Origin of the sequence: Streptomyces bicolor, assembly GCF_000719285.1 — a bacterium.
Classification (GTDB): Bacteria; Actinomycetota; Actinomycetes; order Streptomycetales; family Streptomycetaceae; genus Streptomyces; species Streptomyces bicolor.
Genome location: NZ_JOFS01000004.1, coordinates 76712 through 92094, shown reverse-complemented (window position 1 = coordinate 92094; position 15383 = coordinate 76712). Strand labels below are relative to the sequence as shown.

Here is a 15383-nt window from a genome sequence, read left to right as displayed (position 1 = left end):
ATTCGCATCCAACCACGTACGGTTGGAAGGGCGCTCATTACCCATGGGTTACCCACCCCCAGGCATACCCAGACTGTCTCTGGACAGCACTCGCGCAAGCGACCCCACGACCTCGGGCGCATAGTCCCCGGCGGTCCCCAGCCGCAGTTCCTCCAGCGCCTTCAGCGGCCCGCCCGGACCGGCATCCCGCGCCTTCTCCTCGTACGCGTTCACGGCCCGCACGATCCGGGCGGCGACCGGCTGCTCCGGACAGGGGTCGGCCAGCCGCTCCACCACCGTCGCGACCTGCGGATTCACCCCGGTCTGCCGTACGACGGCCCCGCCGAGCAGCGCGATCCGCCGTTGTTCCTCGACGGGCAGCACGGCGGTGGCCCCGGCCGGCACCGGGTCGACCAGGCTGAGCTGGCCGATGTCGTGCATCAGGGCCGCGTACTCCAGCACGGTGAGTTCGGCCTCGGACAGGCCCAGATCCCGCCCGACCTCCCGGCTGAGCGCGGCCACCCGCCGGGCGTGTCCGGCCGGTGTGTACCCGGCGATCTCGGTGGCCCGGGCGAGGGAGGCGATGGTCTGCCGGTAGGTGGCCCGCACCGCGGCGTACCGGCGCAGGGACATCTGGGTGAGCAGCACCGGGAGCGAGAAGACGGGCAGCGCCCACAGTCCGACCACGGCGACCGCGAGCGCCATCACCGCGCCCGTCGCGCAGACGGCCGACCCGATCCCGAGCGTCGCCCGCAGCTCGTCCCGCAGCACCGGTCCGAGGGGCCATCGGGTCCGGGAGTGCGCCAGCGCGGCGGTGAGCAGGGCGTCGCACAGCGCGGTGAGGGCGAGGATCGCGAGCAGGAGCAGCGCGTAGGCGGTGCCCCAGCCGTGGAACGTGCCCTGGTTGTACAGGGGTTGGAAGCAGACGGCGGCGAAACCGGCGGTGAGCACGCGCCGGGCGAGGTGGTCGAGCACGGGGCGCCCGCGCGCGATGTGCGGAACGCTGCCGAGGAGCGAGGCGGCGAGGACCACGGCGACGACCTGCGAGACGCCGTGCCGGGTGGGCTCTCCGCCCATCTCCCCGAGCAGGGCGTACGCCAGTGCGGCGGCGGCCCCGAGCGGTGCGGCCTCCCGGCCCTCCGCCCCGGTCATGGGGGTCCCCCCTGCTCGAGCGGAGCCGAGAGCTCGGGGGCGGGTGAGCTCGCCGAGGGTGACGAGGGCCCCGAAGGCGATCGCGGTGCCGCGTGCGTCGAGGCCGCTGCGCAGGGTGTCGAGCAGGCAGCCGGCGGCGAGGAGGGCGGCGCAGGCGTGGACGAGGCTGAGCAGGAGGGGTGGCCTCGGGGCGCTCATCGGTGTGCTCCCGGGGCGCTGGAGACGGCGGGGCGGGGACCGGGCGTACAGGGCTCGTCGGCGGTCACGGCGGGATGCCATCCGTACTGGTCCACGGCTCGAGAGAGGGCCGTGACCATCCGGGGGTCGAACTGCGTGCCCGCGCACTTCTCCAGCTCGCGCAGAGCGACGGACACGGGCCGGGCCCGCGAGTAGGACCGGGTCGAGGTCATCGCGTCGAACGCGTCCGCGACCGCCACCACGCGCGCCGGCTCCGGGATCTGCTTCCCCGTCAGCCCGTAGGGGTAGCCGCTGCCGTCCAGCCGCTCATGGTGATGCAGTACGGCGGCGCGGGCCTCGCCGAGGAAGGAGATGCCCCGGACCATCTCGTGGCCGTACTCCGGATGCAGCTCGATCACCCGCCGCTCCTCGGGCGTGAGCGGCCCGTCCTTGCGCAGCAGCCGCGTGGGCACCCCGAGCTTCCCCACGTCGTGCAGGATCCCGGCGAACCGCACCACCTCGACGCGCTCGTCGTCCATGCCGAGCTCGCGCGCGATCATCATCGAGGCCTGCCCGACCCGCTCACTGTGGCCACGGGTGTAGCCGTCCTTGATGTCGACGGCCTGGACGAGCGCCCGGATGGTCGCCTGATGTGCCGCGCGCTCCCGGTGGTACTGGGCGAACACCCACCACGACACGCACATCGGCAGCAGCACGAGCAGCGCGGCGACGGGACCGTACGGACTGCGCCACAGCACGGCCATCATCAGCCCGGCGAGACCGTGCACGGCGAGGGGCGCGAGCGAGCGCAGGAACAGCCCTCGCCAGGCGCGCCGCACGGGCACGCTCCCCCAGCCTCTCGACTCCGCCCCAGCAGGGGGGACCCCCACGGCGAGCGCCCGAATGCCGCCGTCCAGCACGGTCAGGACCAGGCAGAACGCCAGGACCGCCCCGCCGGTCGGCATCAGCTCGTACGGGAAGTCACCCGCCACGACGACAGCCCGCCCGCCCAGCTCCCGGCGCACCCGGGCCGCCGCCCAGACGGCCACGGCGAGCCGGGCGGACCGCCAGATACGCCGGGTCCACACCGGCCGTTGCCCGGCCGGTGACAGCAGGGCGCCCGGCACCGCGACCAGCGCGGCGGCGGACGGCGACAGCAGGAAGGCCGCGGCGAGCAGCACGGGATAGAAGGGTCCCGCGAACCGCCAACGGGTGGCGACCTGCTCACCGGCCGCGTACAGCGCCGCGAGCAGGACGACCGCACGCCAGGGCGTGGGGTTCGTGAGCAGCGGCAGGAGGCAGGCCAGGGCGCACAGCGCCACACAGGCGATGTACACGCGCGCCCGTGCCGGTATCGCCTCCATCTGGACGCCCTCCCACCATGACCTGTTCAGCTCAACGCGGAGCCTAGGTCGGCAAGAGGGGCAACTGTGGGCTTATCACCCGCCGATTAGCACGTTCGAGTGACGACAGCCCGTTCCAGGGCGTCCAGAGTGGGGGGAGTCCGGGAAGCGGACTTCAGGACTCCTGGGGTGTGACGGTCACGTCGTGCTCGGGCACGGCCTGGCCGGAGCGGATCAGGTCGAGCCGCCCCAGCACCTTGGCACGCAGATCGGTCGGCACGTCGTCCTGGCCGCAGCACCGCTTGACCAGCTTCTTCACGGCCTGCTCAAGACCGTACTTCTCCAGGCACGGCGAGCACTCCTCGAAGTGCTGCTCGAACTTGGTGCAGTCGGCGTCAGGCATCTCACGATCGAGGAACTCGTAGAGGTGATCGAGTACCTCACTGCAGTCCGTCTCGTGCGGCTCTCCGCAGCTCATGAGCCCGAACCTTTCGCTTCGTTCGACTCTCCGGCGCCGGCCGGGACCAGCCCACGGTCACGGGCGTAGTCCTCGAGCATGCCGCGCAGTTGACGGCGGCCCCGGTGCAGCCGGGACATCACCGTTCCGATGGGTGTCCCCATGATGTCCGCGATCTCCTTGTACGCAAAGCCCTCTACGTCGGCGAGGTAGACCGCGATGCGGAACTCCTCGGGGATCGCCTGCAGTGCTTCCTTCACGTCCGAGTCGGGCAGGTGGTCGAGCGCCTGCGACTCCGCGGAGCGCAGTCCGGTCGACATGTGCGACTCGGCGCGCGCGAGCTGCCAGTCCTCGATCTCTTCCGCCGCCGAACGCTGCGGCTCACGCTGCTTCTTGCGGTAGGAGTTGATGAAGGTGTTGGTGAGGATCCGGTACAGCCACGCCTTCAGGTTGGTGCCCTCGCGGAACTGGTGGAAGGACGCGTACGCCTTGGCGTACGTCTCCTGCACCAGGTCCTCGGCGTCGGCCGGGTTGCGCGTCATGCGCAGTGCGGCCGAGTACATCTGGTCGAGGAACTCCAGCGCGTCCCGCTCGAAGCGCGCGCTGCGCTCGGCGGTCGTCTCGGTGGACGTCGCCGCGCTCGTGCCCAGGCCCTCGGGCTGCTCCGCCTGGCCGTTGTCGGTCCCTGCGTCGGTACCGGGAACCGGACCCACCTCCTCAAGATTCCGGGCAGGACCGAAGCCGGTCCCACCTGAATCGGAGGATAGACGACCTGCCGTACCGACCGCCCCTCGAATAGGAGTGGTCCTGGCCGCGTGCAGCACCGTCCAGTCCAGGTCGCTGCGGCTGCTGCGGGCCGGGCAGAAGGTCGAACCCATGCGGCGGACTTCCTCTCCTACGACGTCTGCGCTGCTGGTTCAGCACCGCTGTCCGCCACAACAGAGGCCGGGGCCGCAACATTCCCGAACCATTACCCGAGTGACCCGGTCCAATTGACCACCGCGTCCGTGATGACCGCCACTGCCTCGTCCTGACCGAGCGGCGCCCGCTTGGGCACCGCGAACCCGTGATCGCCGTACGGCACCTCGATCAGCTCGTAGTCGCCGTCCGGGAACTCCTCCGGCTTCCCGAACGGATCGTTCCCGCCCTGTACGACGAGGGTGGGCACCCCGGCCCCGAGCAGCTCGTCGGCGCGGGACTTCTCGGGCTTGCCCGGCGGGTGGAGGGGGAAGCTGAGGGCGAGGACGGCATGGGCGCCCAGCTCGACGGCCGTACGGCAGGCGACGCGGGCTCCGGCGCTGCGGCCGCCGGAGATCACGGGCAGTCCGGGCGCGGCGAGGGCGGGCCACAGGCCCCGCCAGCCGACGTCCAGCGTCTTCGGCGCGGGCGCCACCTTCTTGCCGGCCACGCGCCAGGGCTGCTCGACGAGGGCGACGGTCACGCCGTGGGCGGGGAGGGTGGAGGCCAGTGCCCGCAGGTCCCGGGCCTCGATGCCACCGCCGGCGCCATGGCTCACCGCCAGCACGAGCCGGGGCTTCTTCGCCGGGTGCCAGGTGATGCGGGCCTCGCCCGCATCGGTACCAATGATCTCGGTCGTCACGTCAGACTCGGTCGTCACGTCAGAAGAGTGTGCCCTCTTCCGGCCCGTCCAGCTCCTTCAGCAGCTCCGGGCCGTTGTTGCGGACGTTGCTGACCAGGGTGGAGACGGGGTAGGCGCGCATCAGGCCGGCGGGCGGCGGGGAGAGCAGCAAACGCAGCTCCTCCGGATCCGTGCGGGACGGGTCGAGCCAGGCGTCCCAGCGGTCGGGTGTCAGCATCAGCGGCATCCGCGGATGGATCTCGGCGAGCGAGTTCGGGCCCTCCGCGGGCGCCACGGCCAGCGGGGTCGTCTCCGCCTCCGTGGTGATGACGGAGCAGGTCACCCACCAGGCCTGCGGATGCTCGTCGGGCAGCGTCCGGTCCCGCCAGAACTCGTACAGCCCCGCCATCGCGAACACCGACCCGTCGGCGGGCAGCACGAAGTACGGCTGCTTGCGCGGCCGTTTCCGCCTGCCCTCCTGCTCCAGGTCCAGCTCCTGCTTGCCGGTGACCCACTCGTAGTAGCCGTCGGCGGGGATGACACAGCGCCGGGAGGTGAACGCCCGCCGGTACGACGGCTTCTCGTGCACGGTCTCCGCGCGCGCGTTGATCATCTTGAAGGCGCTCTCGGGGGTCTTGGACCAGCTCGGCACCAGCCCCCACTTCAGCTTCCGCAGCTGCCGAACCGGCCGAGGGTCGTCGGCGTCTTTCAAGGGACGGTCGAGGACGACGTGGACCTCCTTGGTCGGCGCCACGTTGTAGTCCGGCTCCAGGGTCTCCTCGGGCTCCCACTTCTCGATCTCAAAGATTCCTGCGAGATCCTCGGGCCTACGACTCGCTGCATACCGTCCGCACATGCGTGCCACACTGCCAGGCCCACCCGTCGCCCGACCACCACCCCTCAACGACGGCGCTACGCGCCGGCCCCTATTGACTCGACCAAAGGGAGCCATCGCCTTACATGGACAGCACCGCATCCGCCTCGCTCGCCTCCCTCTGGGACGAGGTCGCCGGCACCCAGCCCGACCCGGATCTGTGGGTGGTGATCGCCACGCTGGTCGCCGCCCTCGCCGTGGTCGTCCCGCACGTCCTGTGGCGCGTCTCGCGCAACGCCATCACCATCGCCCACGAGGGCGGCCACGGCCTGATCGCGCTGCTCACCGGCCGCACCCTGACCGGCATACGCCTGCACTCCGACACCAGCGGCCTCACCGTCAGCCGCGGCAAACCGCACGGCCTGGGCATGATCCTCACGGCGGCTGCGGGCTACACGGCGCCGCCGCTGCTGGGGCTGGGCGGTGCGGCGCTGCTGGGGGCCGGGCGGATCACGCTGCTGCTGTGGCTGGCGACGGCTCTGCTGGTGGCGATGCTGGTGATGATCCGGAACGCGTACGGCGCACTGACGGTCTTCGTGACGGGCGGCACGTTCGTGCTGGTCAGCTGGCTGACGGGCCCACAGGTGCAGGCGGCGTTCGCGTATGTGGTGGTGTGGTTCCTGCTCGTGGGCGGGGTGCGACCGGCGTTCGAGCTGCAGGCGAAGAGGGCGCGGGGCGGGGCGGGCGACTCGGACGCGGATCAACTTTCCCGACTGACACATGTACCAGCGGGCCTGTGGCTGTTCCTGTTCCACGCGGTGTCGCTGTGTTCGCTGATAGGCGGGGGCAGGTGGCTGTTGGAGGTTTGACGCGCCCCGAAGGGCGCAGGTCATAGGGGCGCGGGCCTGTGACGATCTACGGCTCCGCCACGTGGGCGCGACCAGCCCCAACGGCGCCGCACCCGAATCACACGCTCCTTATAAAGTGAACCCATGGCCCAAAACCCCGCCGCACAAACCGCCCTCTGGCCCGCCCCGCACGCGAGCGGAGCCGTCGACGCGACGGTCCACGTGCCGGGGTCCAAGTCAGTCACCAACCGCGCCCTCGTCCTCGCGGCCCTCGCCTCGGAACCGGGTTGGCTGCGCCGCCCCCTCCGCTCCCGCGACACCCTGCTGATGGCCGGCGCCCTGCGGGCGATGGGCGTCGGTATCGAGGAGGGCGTGGGCCCCGAGGGCACCGGCGAGGCGTGGCGGGTGCTGCCCTCGGGCCTGCTGCGGTCGGCCACGGTCGACGTCGGCAACGCCGGCACCGTGATGCGCTTCCTGCCGCCGGTCGCGGCGCTGGCCGACGGCCCCGTCCGCTTCGACGGCGACTCGAGGTCGTACGAGCGCCCCCTGCACGGCGTGATCGACGCCCTGCGCGTCCTCGGTGCCCGGATCGACGACGACGGCCGGGGCGCGCTGCCGCTGACGGTCCACGGCTCGGGTGCCCTGGAGGGCGGCCCGGTGGAGATCGACGCCTCGTCGTCGTCCCAGTTCGTGTCGGCGCTGCTGCTGTCCGGCCCGCGCTTCAACCAGGGCGTGGAGGTCCGTCACATCGGCTCCACCCTGCCCTCGATGCCGCACATCCGCATGACCGTCGACATGCTGCGCTCGGTCGGTGCCCAGGTGGACACCCCGGAGTCGGGCGGCGAGCCGAACGTCTGGCGGGTCACGCCCGGCGCCCTGCTGGGCCGCGACCTGACCATCGAGCCGGACCTGTCCAACGCCCAGCCGTTCCTGGCCGCGGCGCTGGTGACCGGCGGCAAGGTGCTCATCCCGGACTGGCCGGCCCGCACCACCCAGCCCGGTGACCGGCTGCGGGAGATCTTCACCGAGATGGGCGGTTCCTGCGAACTCACCGAGTACGGGCTCGTGTTCACCGGTTCGGGTGCGATCCACGGCATCGATGTCGACCTGGGCGAGGTCGGCGAACTCACCCCGGGCATCGCGGCGGTCGCCGCCCTCGCGGACTCCCCGTCCACGCTGCGTGGCGTCGCGCACCTGCGTCTGCACGAGACCGACCGGCTGGCCGCGCTGACCAAGGAGATCAACGAACTCGGCGGCGACGTCACCGAGACCGCCGACGGCCTGCACATCCGCCCGCGCCGACTGCACGGCGGCGTCTTCCACACCTACGAGGACCACCGCATGGCGACGGCGGGCGCGATCATCGGCCTCGCGGTCGAGGGCGTACGGATCGAGAACGTGGCGACGACGGCGAAGACCCTGCCGGACTTCCCGGAGCTGTGGACCGGGATGCTCGGGGCGTAGGGACACCGCCATGCGCCGCTACGGCAAGCACACCGACGAGGACGACATCCGCACCCGCCCCGGCCGTCGGAACACCCGGCCGCGTACGAACATCCGGCCCAAGCACGAGGACGCCGCCGAGGGCATGGTCCTCACCGTCGACCGGGGGCGGCTGACCTGCCTCGTCGAGGACCGGGTCGTGCTGGCGATGAAGGCCCGCGAGCTCGGCCGCAAGGCGGCGGTGGTCGGTGACCGGGTGGCGCTGGTCGGCGACCTGTCCGGCAAGAAGGACACGCTCGCGCGGATCGTGCGCATCGAGGAACGCACCTCGTTGCTGCGCCGCACGGCCGACGACGACGATCCGTTCGAGCGCGTGGTCGTGGCGAACGCCGACCAACTCGCCATCGTCACCGCCCTCGCCGACCCCGAGCCGCGGCCGCGGCTGATCGACCGCTGTCTCGTGGCGGCGTACGACGGCGGTCTCGAGCCGCTGCTGGTCATGACCAAGTCGGACCTGGCGCCGCCGGACAAACTTCTCGAGCTGTACGGGGATTTGGACATCCCGTTCGTCGTCACCAGCCGCGAGGAGCTGGAGGACGGCGGCGCGGCGGACCGGGTGCGGCAGCATCTGGACGGCAAGGTCACGGCGTTCGTCGGCCACTCGGGCGTCGGCAAGACGACGCTGGTGAACGCGCTGGTGCCCGAGGGGCGCCGACGTACGACGGGGCATGTGAACGCGGTGACGGGCCGGGGGCGGCACACCACGACGTCCGCGCTGGCGCTGCCGCTGATGGACCTGGCCGGCTGGGTGATCGACACACCCGGTGTCCGCTCCTTCGGCCTGGCGCATATCGATCCGTCCCGGGTGATCCACGCGTTCCCGGATCTGGAACCGGGAACCGAGGGCTGTCCGCGTGCGTGCAGTCATGACGAGCCGGATTGCGCGCTGGACGAGTGGGTTGCGGAGGGTCACGCCGATCCGGCGCGGCTGTACTCGCTACGGCGACTGCTGGCCACCCGGGAGCGCACGGAAGGCGACTGAGGAGGAGCCGGGGAAGGCGACTGACCTCCGCGTTGTTTGTCTGCCCGTGAGTCCGGTAAGGGCATAATCGCACCGAGCCGGACCCAAGCCTGACGAAGCGGTCACTGAACGTGGGGATACGGGAGGACAGCACATGGCGTGGCTGCTGGTCATCGTGGCGGGGCTGCTCGAAACCGGCTTCGCCGTCTGTCTGAAGCTTTCGCACGGCTTCACCCGGCTCTGGCCGACCGTCGCCTTCTGCATCTTCGCCCTCGGCAGTTTCGGACTGCTGACGCTGTCACTGAAGAAGCTGGACGTGGGGCCGGCGTACGCGGTGTGGACGGGGATCGGGGCGGCGGGGACGGCGATCTACGGGATGATCTTCCTCGGGGACATCGTGTCGACGTTGAAGATCGTGTCGATCACGCTGGTGATCGTGGGGATCATCGGGTTGCAGCTGTCGGGCTCGGCGCACTGAGGCGCGGCACGCCGAGGCGATGCTCCCGGGAAGGTCAGCCGGTCAACTGCCGGTGCAGGGCGGTGCGTACGAGGTCGGAGACGCCGCCTTCGCCGGGTGGGGCGGCGACGCAGGACAGGGCGAGCCTGACGACGAGTTCGCAGGAGCGGGCGAGGTCGGCGGTGTCGGACTTGATGACGCCGGGTCCGGAGAGGACGGCCACCGCGCGGTCGCGGACGATGGCCACGAAGTCGCCGGGCGAGGGAAGAGGCCCGTCGGCCCGCCGCTGTGCCGGTACGGCGGAGGACGAGGGCACCGCGGACAGCGTGGGCGACGGCAGGCGCTCGCTCCAGCAGCCGGTGAGCATGGCGCGGACGAGGGCGTTGTCGCGGGCGAGGCCGGCGGTCCACTCCGCGGTGGCGGTGAGCCGGTCGCGGGCGTCGCTCGGGGTGGCGAGGGCGCGGTCGACGCCGGCGAGGTAGCCGTCGGCCTCTCTCCTCACCAGCGCGCGGGCGAGGCCCTCCTTGCTCCCGAACTCGTTGTACAGCGTCTGCCGGGACACTCCGGCCGCCGCGGCCACGTCCACCATCCGCACGGCGGACCACGACCGGCGCGCCAGCGCCGTGTAAGCGGCGTCCAGCAGGGATTCCCGCGCTGCAGGCATCATCGCCTCCCTGGGACGAGCGGCTCTGCGCCCAGATTTGACGCGCACAGGGGCACTGTCAAGGGTTCGCGAGGGCACGTGGGGGCGCCAACGACTTGCGGCGCGCGGGCGTCCGGTCGGCCTGCGGGCAGTCGTGCCGGCGCGCCAGCGTCGTTGGCGGACCAGGCGACGGCACCGATGGCACACACCACCCGCACCCGACCGCCACACGCAACCGGCCCACAACGCCAAGCCCTGCTAGCCCCACCCCAAGCCCGCCAGATAGCGTTCGTCCCATGCCGGACTACCTCGACGACCTCCGCCTCGCCCACGTCCTCGCGGACGCTGCCGACGCCGCCACCATGGACCGCTTCAAGGCCCTCGACCTCAAGGTCGAGACCAAGCCGGACATGACCCCGGTGAGCGAGGCCGACAAGGCCGCCGAGGAGCTGATCCGCGGACAGCTGCAGCGCGCCCGGCCGAGAGACGCGATCCTCGGCGAGGAGTACGGCATCGAGGGCACCGGCCCCCGCCGCTGGGTGATCGACCCGATCGACGGCACCAAGAACTACGTACGCGGCGTCCCGGTCTGGGCCACCCTGATCTCCCTGATGGAGGCGAGCGAGGGCGGCTACCAGCCGGTCGTGGGTGTGGTGTCCGCCCCGGCCCTCGGCCGCCGCTGGTGGGCCGCCCAGGGCCACGGCGCCTTCACCGGCCGCAGCCTGTCCTCCGCGACCCGCCTGCGCGTCTCCGGTGTCTCGAAGCTGACGGACGCCTCGTTCGCGTACTCCTCGCTGAGCGGCTGGGAGGATCAGGGGCGACTGGGCGGCTTCCTCGACCTCACGCGCGAGGTGTGGCGCACGCGCGCGTACGGCGACTTCTGGCCGTACATGATGGTCGCCGAGGGCTCGGTCGACCTCTGCGCCGAGCCGGAGCTCTCCCTGTGGGACATGGCCGCCAACGCGATCATCGTCACGGAGGCCGGCGGCACCTTCACCGGACTCGACGGCCGCCCCGGCCCGCACAGCGGCAACGCGGCGGCCTCGAACGGCATCCTGCACGACGAGTTCCTGGGGTATCTCAACCAGCGCTACTGAGAACCACGAGGCGACAGCGCACGCCCGTGTCCGTGCGCACGCGCCCCCTTGTTGACCCCCGCTGTGCCTGCCACTCTGAAAGTCCCCCCACTTGTGAATTTGTGCACCGTTCAATAGGCGCCTCCGGCTCCGGTCGTGAAACAAACGGTGCGGGGGCACTTCAGGAGGTGGCTCCATCCATGCTCGTACGTGACGCCATGAGCACCGTGGTCCTCACCATCGGCCCCACCCACACCCTTCGCCAGGCCGCCGCGCTGATGTCCGCCCGTCGGGTCGGCGCGGCCGTGGTCCACGACCCCGACGCCGGCGGTATCGGCATCCTCACGGAACGCGACATCCTCAATTCCGTCGGCCTCGGACAGAACCCGGACCTCGAGCACGCCCACGACCACACCACCAACGACGTCGTGTTCGCCGCCCCGTCATGGACCCTGGAGGAGGCGGCCCGCGCCATGGCGCACGGCGGCTTCCGCCATCTGATCGTCCTGGACCACGACGAGCCCGTGGGCATCGTCTCGGTCCGCGACATCATCCGCTGCTGGGCCCCCGTACGACAGCACGTGCCCGCCTAGCACGCGAAACGGGCCGGACTCCGGGAGGAACCCGGCCCGTCGCCACGGCACGGGAAGTCGTCGCGGAAGCCGCCGCGGCAGCCGGCGCACGTCGGCCTCGAGCCCCATGCTGGACATTGTCCAAGTCAAGCCAAGCTCCAAAGTCACATCCATTCGGAACCTGGTCCGCCTGCTGTTAAGGTGGTCTCCATGAGTGACCTTCTGGAACGGCTGCGCGGACGCGGATGGCGGATGACCGCGCAGCGGCGCGTCGTGGCCGAGGTGCTCGCCGGCGATCACGTCCACCTGACGGCCGACGAGGTTCACGCACGAGCCGTCGCCAAGCTGCCCGAGATCTCCCGGGCGACCGTCTACAACACGCTGGGCGAGCTGGTCTCCCTCGGCGAGGTGCTCGAGGTCTCCACCGACAAGCGCGCGAAGCGGTACGACCCGAACGCCCACCGGCCCCACCACCACCTGGTCTGCGCCCAGTGCGGCGCCATCCGGGACGTTCACCCCACGGGCAATCCGATGTCCGACCTCCCCGACTCCGAGCGCTTCGGCTTCACGGTCTCGGACGTCGAGGTGACGTATCGCGGCATCTGCCCGAACTGCGCGAAGGCCTGAGCCCGCACCCCTTGAGCCCCGGCACCGGTGAGTGCCGGGGCTTTGTGCTGCGTACACCTTCCGGAATCTGATGGTCCGTCATATCTTCGTGCGGCCACCCCTTCTCCGTACCGAACTCCGCAAGGAGCAACCGTGGGAGATCCGCACCCGAAGCCCACCGCGGGAAACCCGCAGGCCAAACTCCGCGCCACCACGCTGACCCGCATCTTCGGCCGCCCACCCCGCACCGTGGATGCCCTCGGACCCGTCGATCTCACCGTCACCCCGGGCGAGTTCGTCTGCCTCGTCGGCCCCTCCGGCTGCGGCAAATCCACGCTTCTGCGCATCGCCGCGGGTCTGCTCCGCCCGAGCACCGGCACGCTGGAGATCCACACATCGAGTCGGCGCCCGGCCACCATGATCTTCCAGGACTACGGCATCTACGACTGGAAGACCGTCCGCGCGAACGTCCGCTTCGGCCTGGACATCCAGCGCGTCCCCCGCCGCGAGGCGAACGCCCGCGCCGACGACTGGCTGGCCCGCATGGGCCTGTCGGACTTCGCGGACGCCTACCCCGCCACTCTCTCCGGCGGCATGCGCCAGCGCGTCGCCATCGCCCGCGCCCTGGCCGTGGAACCCGAACTCCTGCTGATGGACGAGCCCTTCGCGGCCCTCGACGCCCAGCTCCGCACGATCCTGCAGGACGAGCTCCTGGACCTCACCCAGTCACTGCGGACGACCACGCTCTTCATCACCCACAGCCTGGAGGAGGCGATCGTCCTCGGCGACCGCGTACTGGTCATGTCCGCCCGCCCGGGCCGCGTCATCGCCGAACACCGCCCGCCCTTCCCTCGCCCCCGCACCGGCGACATCCGCGCCACCCCCGAGTTCACCGCCCTGAGAACGGAACTGTGGGACCTGCTGCGCAAGGAGGCGGCCCCGGCATGACGACGCTCACGAAGCCGCCCGCCGACTCGGTGCTGGTCCGCCGCCCCGGCCCGCGGGAACTCCACCCGGCCCGCACCCACCGCCGCCGGCGCGCGCTGGAGGTGTCCCTGGCCCTCGCCGTGCCCCTGTTCCTCCTTCTGCTGTGGCAACTGGCGGCCGCCCAGAGCTGGATCGACGACCGCGTCTATCCGGCCCCGTCCACCATCCTCGCCGACGGCTGGGACCGGGCGGCGGCCGGCGACCTCTGGCCGGACGTATGGGCAACGCTGAAGCGCGTGGTGGCGGGATACGCGGCCGGCACGGCGGCAGGCTACGCGCTGGGCCTCCTGATGGGTTCCCTGTCTCTGGTACGAGCGGCTCTCGAACCCCTCCTGGACGCGCTGTACGTCGTACCGAAACTGGCCCTGCTGCCCGTCTTCCTGAACATGTTCGGCCTGGGTGAGGGCCCGCAGGTGGCACTGGTCGCGGCGACGGTCTTCTTCTTCGTCTGGATCTCCACCATGTCCGCCGTCATGTCCGTCCCCTCCGGTCACCGGGACGCGGGCCAGGTCTTCGGCGCCTCCCGGTGGCAGATGTTCCGCCACGTCCTGCTTCCGGCGTCCCTCCCCGCCGTCCTGGTGGGCGCGCGCATCGCGGCGGGCGTGGCGGTCCTGGTCATCGTCGCCTCGGAGCAGATCGCCGCGACGAACGGCCTGGGCCATCTGATCTTCGACTCGCGCGCGCTGTTCCAGAACGACGTGATGTTCGTCGGCATCGTCTGCGTGGCGGTCCTGGGAGTCCTCTTCTCCGAACTGATCCGCTTCGCGGGCCGCCTGCTCACTCCGTGGGCACCGAGGGACCGGGGAAGGGGCCAGTCATGACCAGGAGGAGCCACCGACACGCATACGGCGCCGTCCTCGCCGCCGGAGCGTTGCTGGCGTCGGCGGCGTGCTCGTCGCCGTACGAATCGGACTCCTCGTCCACGGCGGCCACGGGCGATCGCACGATCCGCCCGGTCGAGGGCTGCGGCACGAAGTCCTGGACGGACCCGAAGGACCTCTCCCCGAACCGGACACCGGCCCGCTGCCTCCCCGGAGCCCCTCCCCCACAGCCCCTGTCCAAGCCCCGCGAGCTGACGATCGCGACGGGAACGCTGAGCGCCGAGTACGTGGCACCGCTGCAAGTCGCGCTCGACAAGGGCGAGTTCAAGAGGGAGAGCCTGGACGTCACACTGAAGGTGCTGCCCACGCCGGACGCGCTCCCCCTGCTGGCCAAGCGTGACATCGACGCCCTGTGGGCGGCCCCGGAGGCGGCGGTCATGAACGGCATCAAGGGCGGCTTCGACATCAAGTGGGTCGCGGGCAACTTCTCTCCCGACCCGAACTCGAAGAGCGGCCTGTGGGTACGCCTGAAGGAGGGCGACACCGCGAACCACGTCACCATGGCCGGCCGCAAGCTGGGCACGATGATCGGCAAGGGCTCGGTCATCGCGTACCCCATGGAGAAGGCCCTGGAGAAACACGGCGGCGGCCTCGCCGACATCCAGTACCAGCAACTGGGCTCGGCCGACGTCCTCACGGCCCTGCGGAACGGCGGCGTCGACTCGGCGTGGCTCCTCGACCCGGTCTGGCGCAAGGTGGACGGCAAGCGGGGCTACGCCTTCCTCGGCGGCCAGCCGCCGGGCGAGCCCTTGGGCGGCATGCTCTACGGCCGCACCCTGTTGCAGGACGACGTGGACGCGGGCGTGGCTGTGCTGCGCGCCTACATCCGCACGCTGAACTCGTACTTCATGTCGGACTACAAGCAGGATGCGAGCTTCGTCACATACCTGGCCAAACTCCTCAAAGCAGAGGAATCCATCCTCAGATCCACCCCGCCCCTGCGCATGGACTGGGAAATCCGCGACGGCACGACAACACGCCTGCAGTCGGCCTACGAGGCCCAGGGCGTGGCCGAGGGCAGCCCTCTCCCGGAGTCACGGACGGTGAACCGCGCCCTGTACGAGGAAGCGGTCGGCCATCAGCCCTGAAAAACACCCAGGGCCGGGACCCTTTACGGATCCCGGCCCTAGGCCTTCAGTAGCGGGGACAGGATTTGAACCTGCGACCTCTGGGTTATGAGCCCAGCGAGCTACCGAGCTGCTCCACCCCGCGTCGGTGAACGCAACATTACGTCAACGACGCGGACAGAGGCAAATCGCTGGTCGACGGCGCCCCACTGCCCTGTATCCCAGCCCGTCCGCCGCCCGAGGACGAGGAGCCTGAACACCACCCCAGCTCGCTGCCCACC

General features: G+C 71.0%; 17 protein-coding genes and 1 tRNA gene. 10 read left to right on the top strand and 8 right to left on the bottom strand.

What is annotated here, in order from left to right; all coding sequences use genetic code 11:
• Nucleotides 1–48: 48 nt before the first annotated feature.
• The 6 genes from IF78_RS0105620 to IF78_RS0105595 form a co-directional block, all read right to left on the bottom strand.
• Nucleotides 49–1329: an HD-GYP domain-containing protein gene (locus tag IF78_RS0105620; RefSeq protein ID WP_031479426.1), complete on the bottom strand. Its 1281-nt coding sequence runs from the start codon at nt 1327–1329 to the stop codon at nt 49–51.
• Nucleotides 1326–2672: an HD-GYP domain-containing protein gene (locus IF78_RS0105615; protein ID WP_031479424.1), complete on the bottom strand. Its 1347-nt coding sequence runs from the start codon at nt 2670–2672 to the stop codon at nt 1326–1328. Before IF78_RS0105615 ends, IF78_RS0105620 begins: the two co-directional genes overlap by 4 nt.
• Before the next feature lie 154 nt (nt 2673–2826).
• Entirely contained in the window at nt 2827–3129 is a 303-nt protein-coding gene (gene rsrA, locus IF78_RS0105610; RefSeq protein ID WP_031479422.1) for a mycothiol system anti-sigma-R factor, read from the bottom strand.
• Nucleotides 3126–3821: an RNA polymerase sigma factor SigR gene (gene sigR / locus IF78_RS0105605; protein WP_031479420.1), complete on the bottom strand. Its 696-nt coding sequence runs from the start codon at nt 3819–3821 to the stop codon at nt 3126–3128. Before sigR ends, rsrA begins: the two co-directional genes overlap by 4 nt.
• Before the next feature lie 257 nt (nt 3822–4078).
• Nucleotides 4079–4708 (bottom strand): alpha/beta hydrolase family protein, encoded by a 630-nt coding sequence (locus tag IF78_RS0105600; RefSeq protein WP_031479418.1) that lies wholly within the window; start codon nt 4706–4708, stop codon nt 4079–4081.
• Between the two features lie 19 nt (nt 4709–4727).
• The gene (locus tag IF78_RS0105595; RefSeq protein WP_031479416.1) at nt 4728–5543 is read right to left on the bottom strand and encodes an SOS response-associated peptidase; all 816 of its coding nucleotides are present in this window, start codon (nt 5541–5543) and stop codon (nt 4728–4730) included.
• Between the two features lie 104 nt (nt 5544–5647).
• Here IF78_RS0105595 and IF78_RS0105590 point away from each other — a divergent pair, with 104 nt between their 5' ends.
• The 4 genes from IF78_RS0105590 (at nt 5648) to IF78_RS0105575 (ending at nt 9291) form a co-directional block, all read left to right on the top strand.
• Entirely contained in the window at nt 5648–6370 is a 723-nt protein-coding gene (locus IF78_RS0105590) for a M50 family metallopeptidase (protein ID WP_031479414.1), read from the top strand.
• Between the two features lie 123 nt (nt 6371–6493).
• Nucleotides 6494–7813: a 3-phosphoshikimate 1-carboxyvinyltransferase gene (gene aroA, locus IF78_RS0105585; RefSeq protein ID WP_031479412.1), complete on the top strand. Its 1320-nt coding sequence runs from the start codon at nt 6494–6496 to the stop codon at nt 7811–7813.
• A 10-nt stretch (nt 7814–7823) separates the two neighbouring features.
• A complete protein-coding gene (gene rsgA / locus IF78_RS0105580; RefSeq protein WP_031479410.1) occupies nt 7824–8834 on the top strand; it encodes a ribosome small subunit-dependent GTPase A in 1011 nt (336 codons plus the stop codon).
• A 133-nt stretch (nt 8835–8967) separates the two neighbouring features.
• Nucleotides 8968–9291 carry a DMT family transporter gene (locus tag IF78_RS0105575; RefSeq protein ID WP_031479408.1) on the top strand — a complete coding sequence of 108 codons (324 nt, stop codon included), beginning with the start codon at nt 8968–8970 and terminating at the stop codon, nt 9289–9291.
• 34 nt (nt 9292–9325) lie between these two features.
• Here the strand turns inward: IF78_RS0105575 and IF78_RS0105570 are convergent, their stop codons facing one another.
• Nucleotides 9326–9934 (bottom strand): TetR/AcrR family transcriptional regulator, encoded by a 609-nt coding sequence (locus IF78_RS0105570; RefSeq protein WP_037639783.1) that lies wholly within the window; start codon nt 9932–9934, stop codon nt 9326–9328.
• 275 nt (nt 9935–10209) lie between these two features.
• On the opposite strand from IF78_RS0105570, the gene hisN reads away from it, so the two are divergent.
• The 6 genes from hisN (at nt 10210) to IF78_RS0105535 (ending at nt 15123) form a co-directional block, all read left to right on the top strand.
• A complete protein-coding gene (gene hisN / locus IF78_RS0105560; RefSeq protein ID WP_031479404.1) occupies nt 10210–11010 on the top strand; it encodes a histidinol-phosphatase in 801 nt (266 codons plus the stop codon).
• Between the two features lie 179 nt (nt 11011–11189).
• Complete coding sequence (locus IF78_RS0105555) at nt 11190–11582, top strand: CBS domain-containing protein (RefSeq protein WP_031479402.1); 393 nt, start codon at nt 11190–11192, stop codon at nt 11580–11582.
• Nucleotides 11583–11771: 189 nt separating this feature from the next.
• Nucleotides 11772–12188 carry a Fur family transcriptional regulator gene (locus IF78_RS0105550; protein WP_031479400.1) on the top strand — a complete coding sequence of 139 codons (417 nt, stop codon included), beginning with the start codon at nt 11772–11774 and terminating at the stop codon, nt 12186–12188.
• Between the two features lie 132 nt (nt 12189–12320).
• Nucleotides 12321–13115, top strand: a complete 795-nt coding sequence (locus IF78_RS0105545) for an ABC transporter ATP-binding protein (protein ID WP_031479398.1) — start codon at nt 12321–12323, stop codon at nt 13113–13115.
• Entirely contained in the window at nt 13112–13975 is an 864-nt protein-coding gene (locus IF78_RS0105540) for an ABC transporter permease (protein WP_031479396.1), read from the top strand. Before IF78_RS0105545 ends, IF78_RS0105540 begins: the two co-directional genes overlap by 4 nt.
• Nucleotides 13972–15123, top strand: coding sequence for an ABC transporter substrate-binding protein (locus IF78_RS0105535; RefSeq protein WP_031479394.1), 1152 nt, complete (start codon nt 13972–13974; stop codon nt 15121–15123). The genes IF78_RS0105540 and IF78_RS0105535 overlap by 4 nt, the downstream gene beginning before the upstream one ends.
• Nucleotides 15124–15173: 50 nt before the next feature.
• Here the strand turns inward: IF78_RS0105535 and IF78_RS0105530 are convergent.
• Nucleotides 15174–15247: transfer RNA gene (locus tag IF78_RS0105530), tRNA-Met, on the bottom strand.
• Between the last annotated feature and the right edge of the window lie 136 nt (nt 15248–15383).

Excerpts from the sequence above, each read along its gene's own strand:
- IF78_RS0105620 (WP_031479426.1), bottom strand. The coding sequence starts at position 1,329 with ATGAGCGCCCCGAGGCCACCCCTCCTGCTCAGCCTCGTCCACGCCTGC.
- IF78_RS0105615 (WP_031479424.1), bottom strand. The coding sequence starts at position 2,672 with ATGGAGGCGATACCGGCACGGGCGCGCGTGTACATCGCCTGTGTGGCG.
- rsrA (WP_031479422.1), bottom strand. The coding sequence starts at position 3,129 with ATGAGCTGCGGAGAGCCGCACGAGACGGACTGCAGTGAGGTACTCGAT.
- IF78_RS0105595 (WP_031479416.1), bottom strand. The coding sequence starts at position 5,543 with ATGTGCGGACGGTATGCAGCGAGTCGTAGGCCCGAGGATCTCGCAGGA.
- IF78_RS0105590 (WP_031479414.1), top strand. The coding sequence starts at position 5,648 with ATGGACAGCACCGCATCCGCCTCGCTCGCCTCCCTCTGGGACGAGGTC.
- aroA (WP_031479412.1), top strand. The coding sequence starts at position 6,494 with ATGGCCCAAAACCCCGCCGCACAAACCGCCCTCTGGCCCGCCCCGCAC.
- rsgA (WP_031479410.1), top strand. The coding sequence starts at position 7,824 with ATGCGCCGCTACGGCAAGCACACCGACGAGGACGACATCCGCACCCGC.
- IF78_RS0105575 (WP_031479408.1), top strand. The coding sequence starts at position 8,968 with ATGGCGTGGCTGCTGGTCATCGTGGCGGGGCTGCTCGAAACCGGCTTC.
- IF78_RS0105570 (WP_037639783.1), bottom strand. The coding sequence starts at position 9,934 with ATGCCTGCAGCGCGGGAATCCCTGCTGGACGCCGCTTACACGGCGCTG.
- hisN (WP_031479404.1), top strand. The coding sequence starts at position 10,210 with ATGCCGGACTACCTCGACGACCTCCGCCTCGCCCACGTCCTCGCGGAC.
- IF78_RS0105555 (WP_031479402.1), top strand. The coding sequence starts at position 11,190 with ATGCTCGTACGTGACGCCATGAGCACCGTGGTCCTCACCATCGGCCCC.
- IF78_RS0105550 (WP_031479400.1), top strand. The coding sequence starts at position 11,772 with ATGAGTGACCTTCTGGAACGGCTGCGCGGACGCGGATGGCGGATGACC.
- IF78_RS0105540 (WP_031479396.1), top strand. The coding sequence starts at position 13,112 with ATGACGACGCTCACGAAGCCGCCCGCCGACTCGGTGCTGGTCCGCCGC.
- IF78_RS0105535 (WP_031479394.1), top strand. The coding sequence starts at position 13,972 with ATGACCAGGAGGAGCCACCGACACGCATACGGCGCCGTCCTCGCCGCC.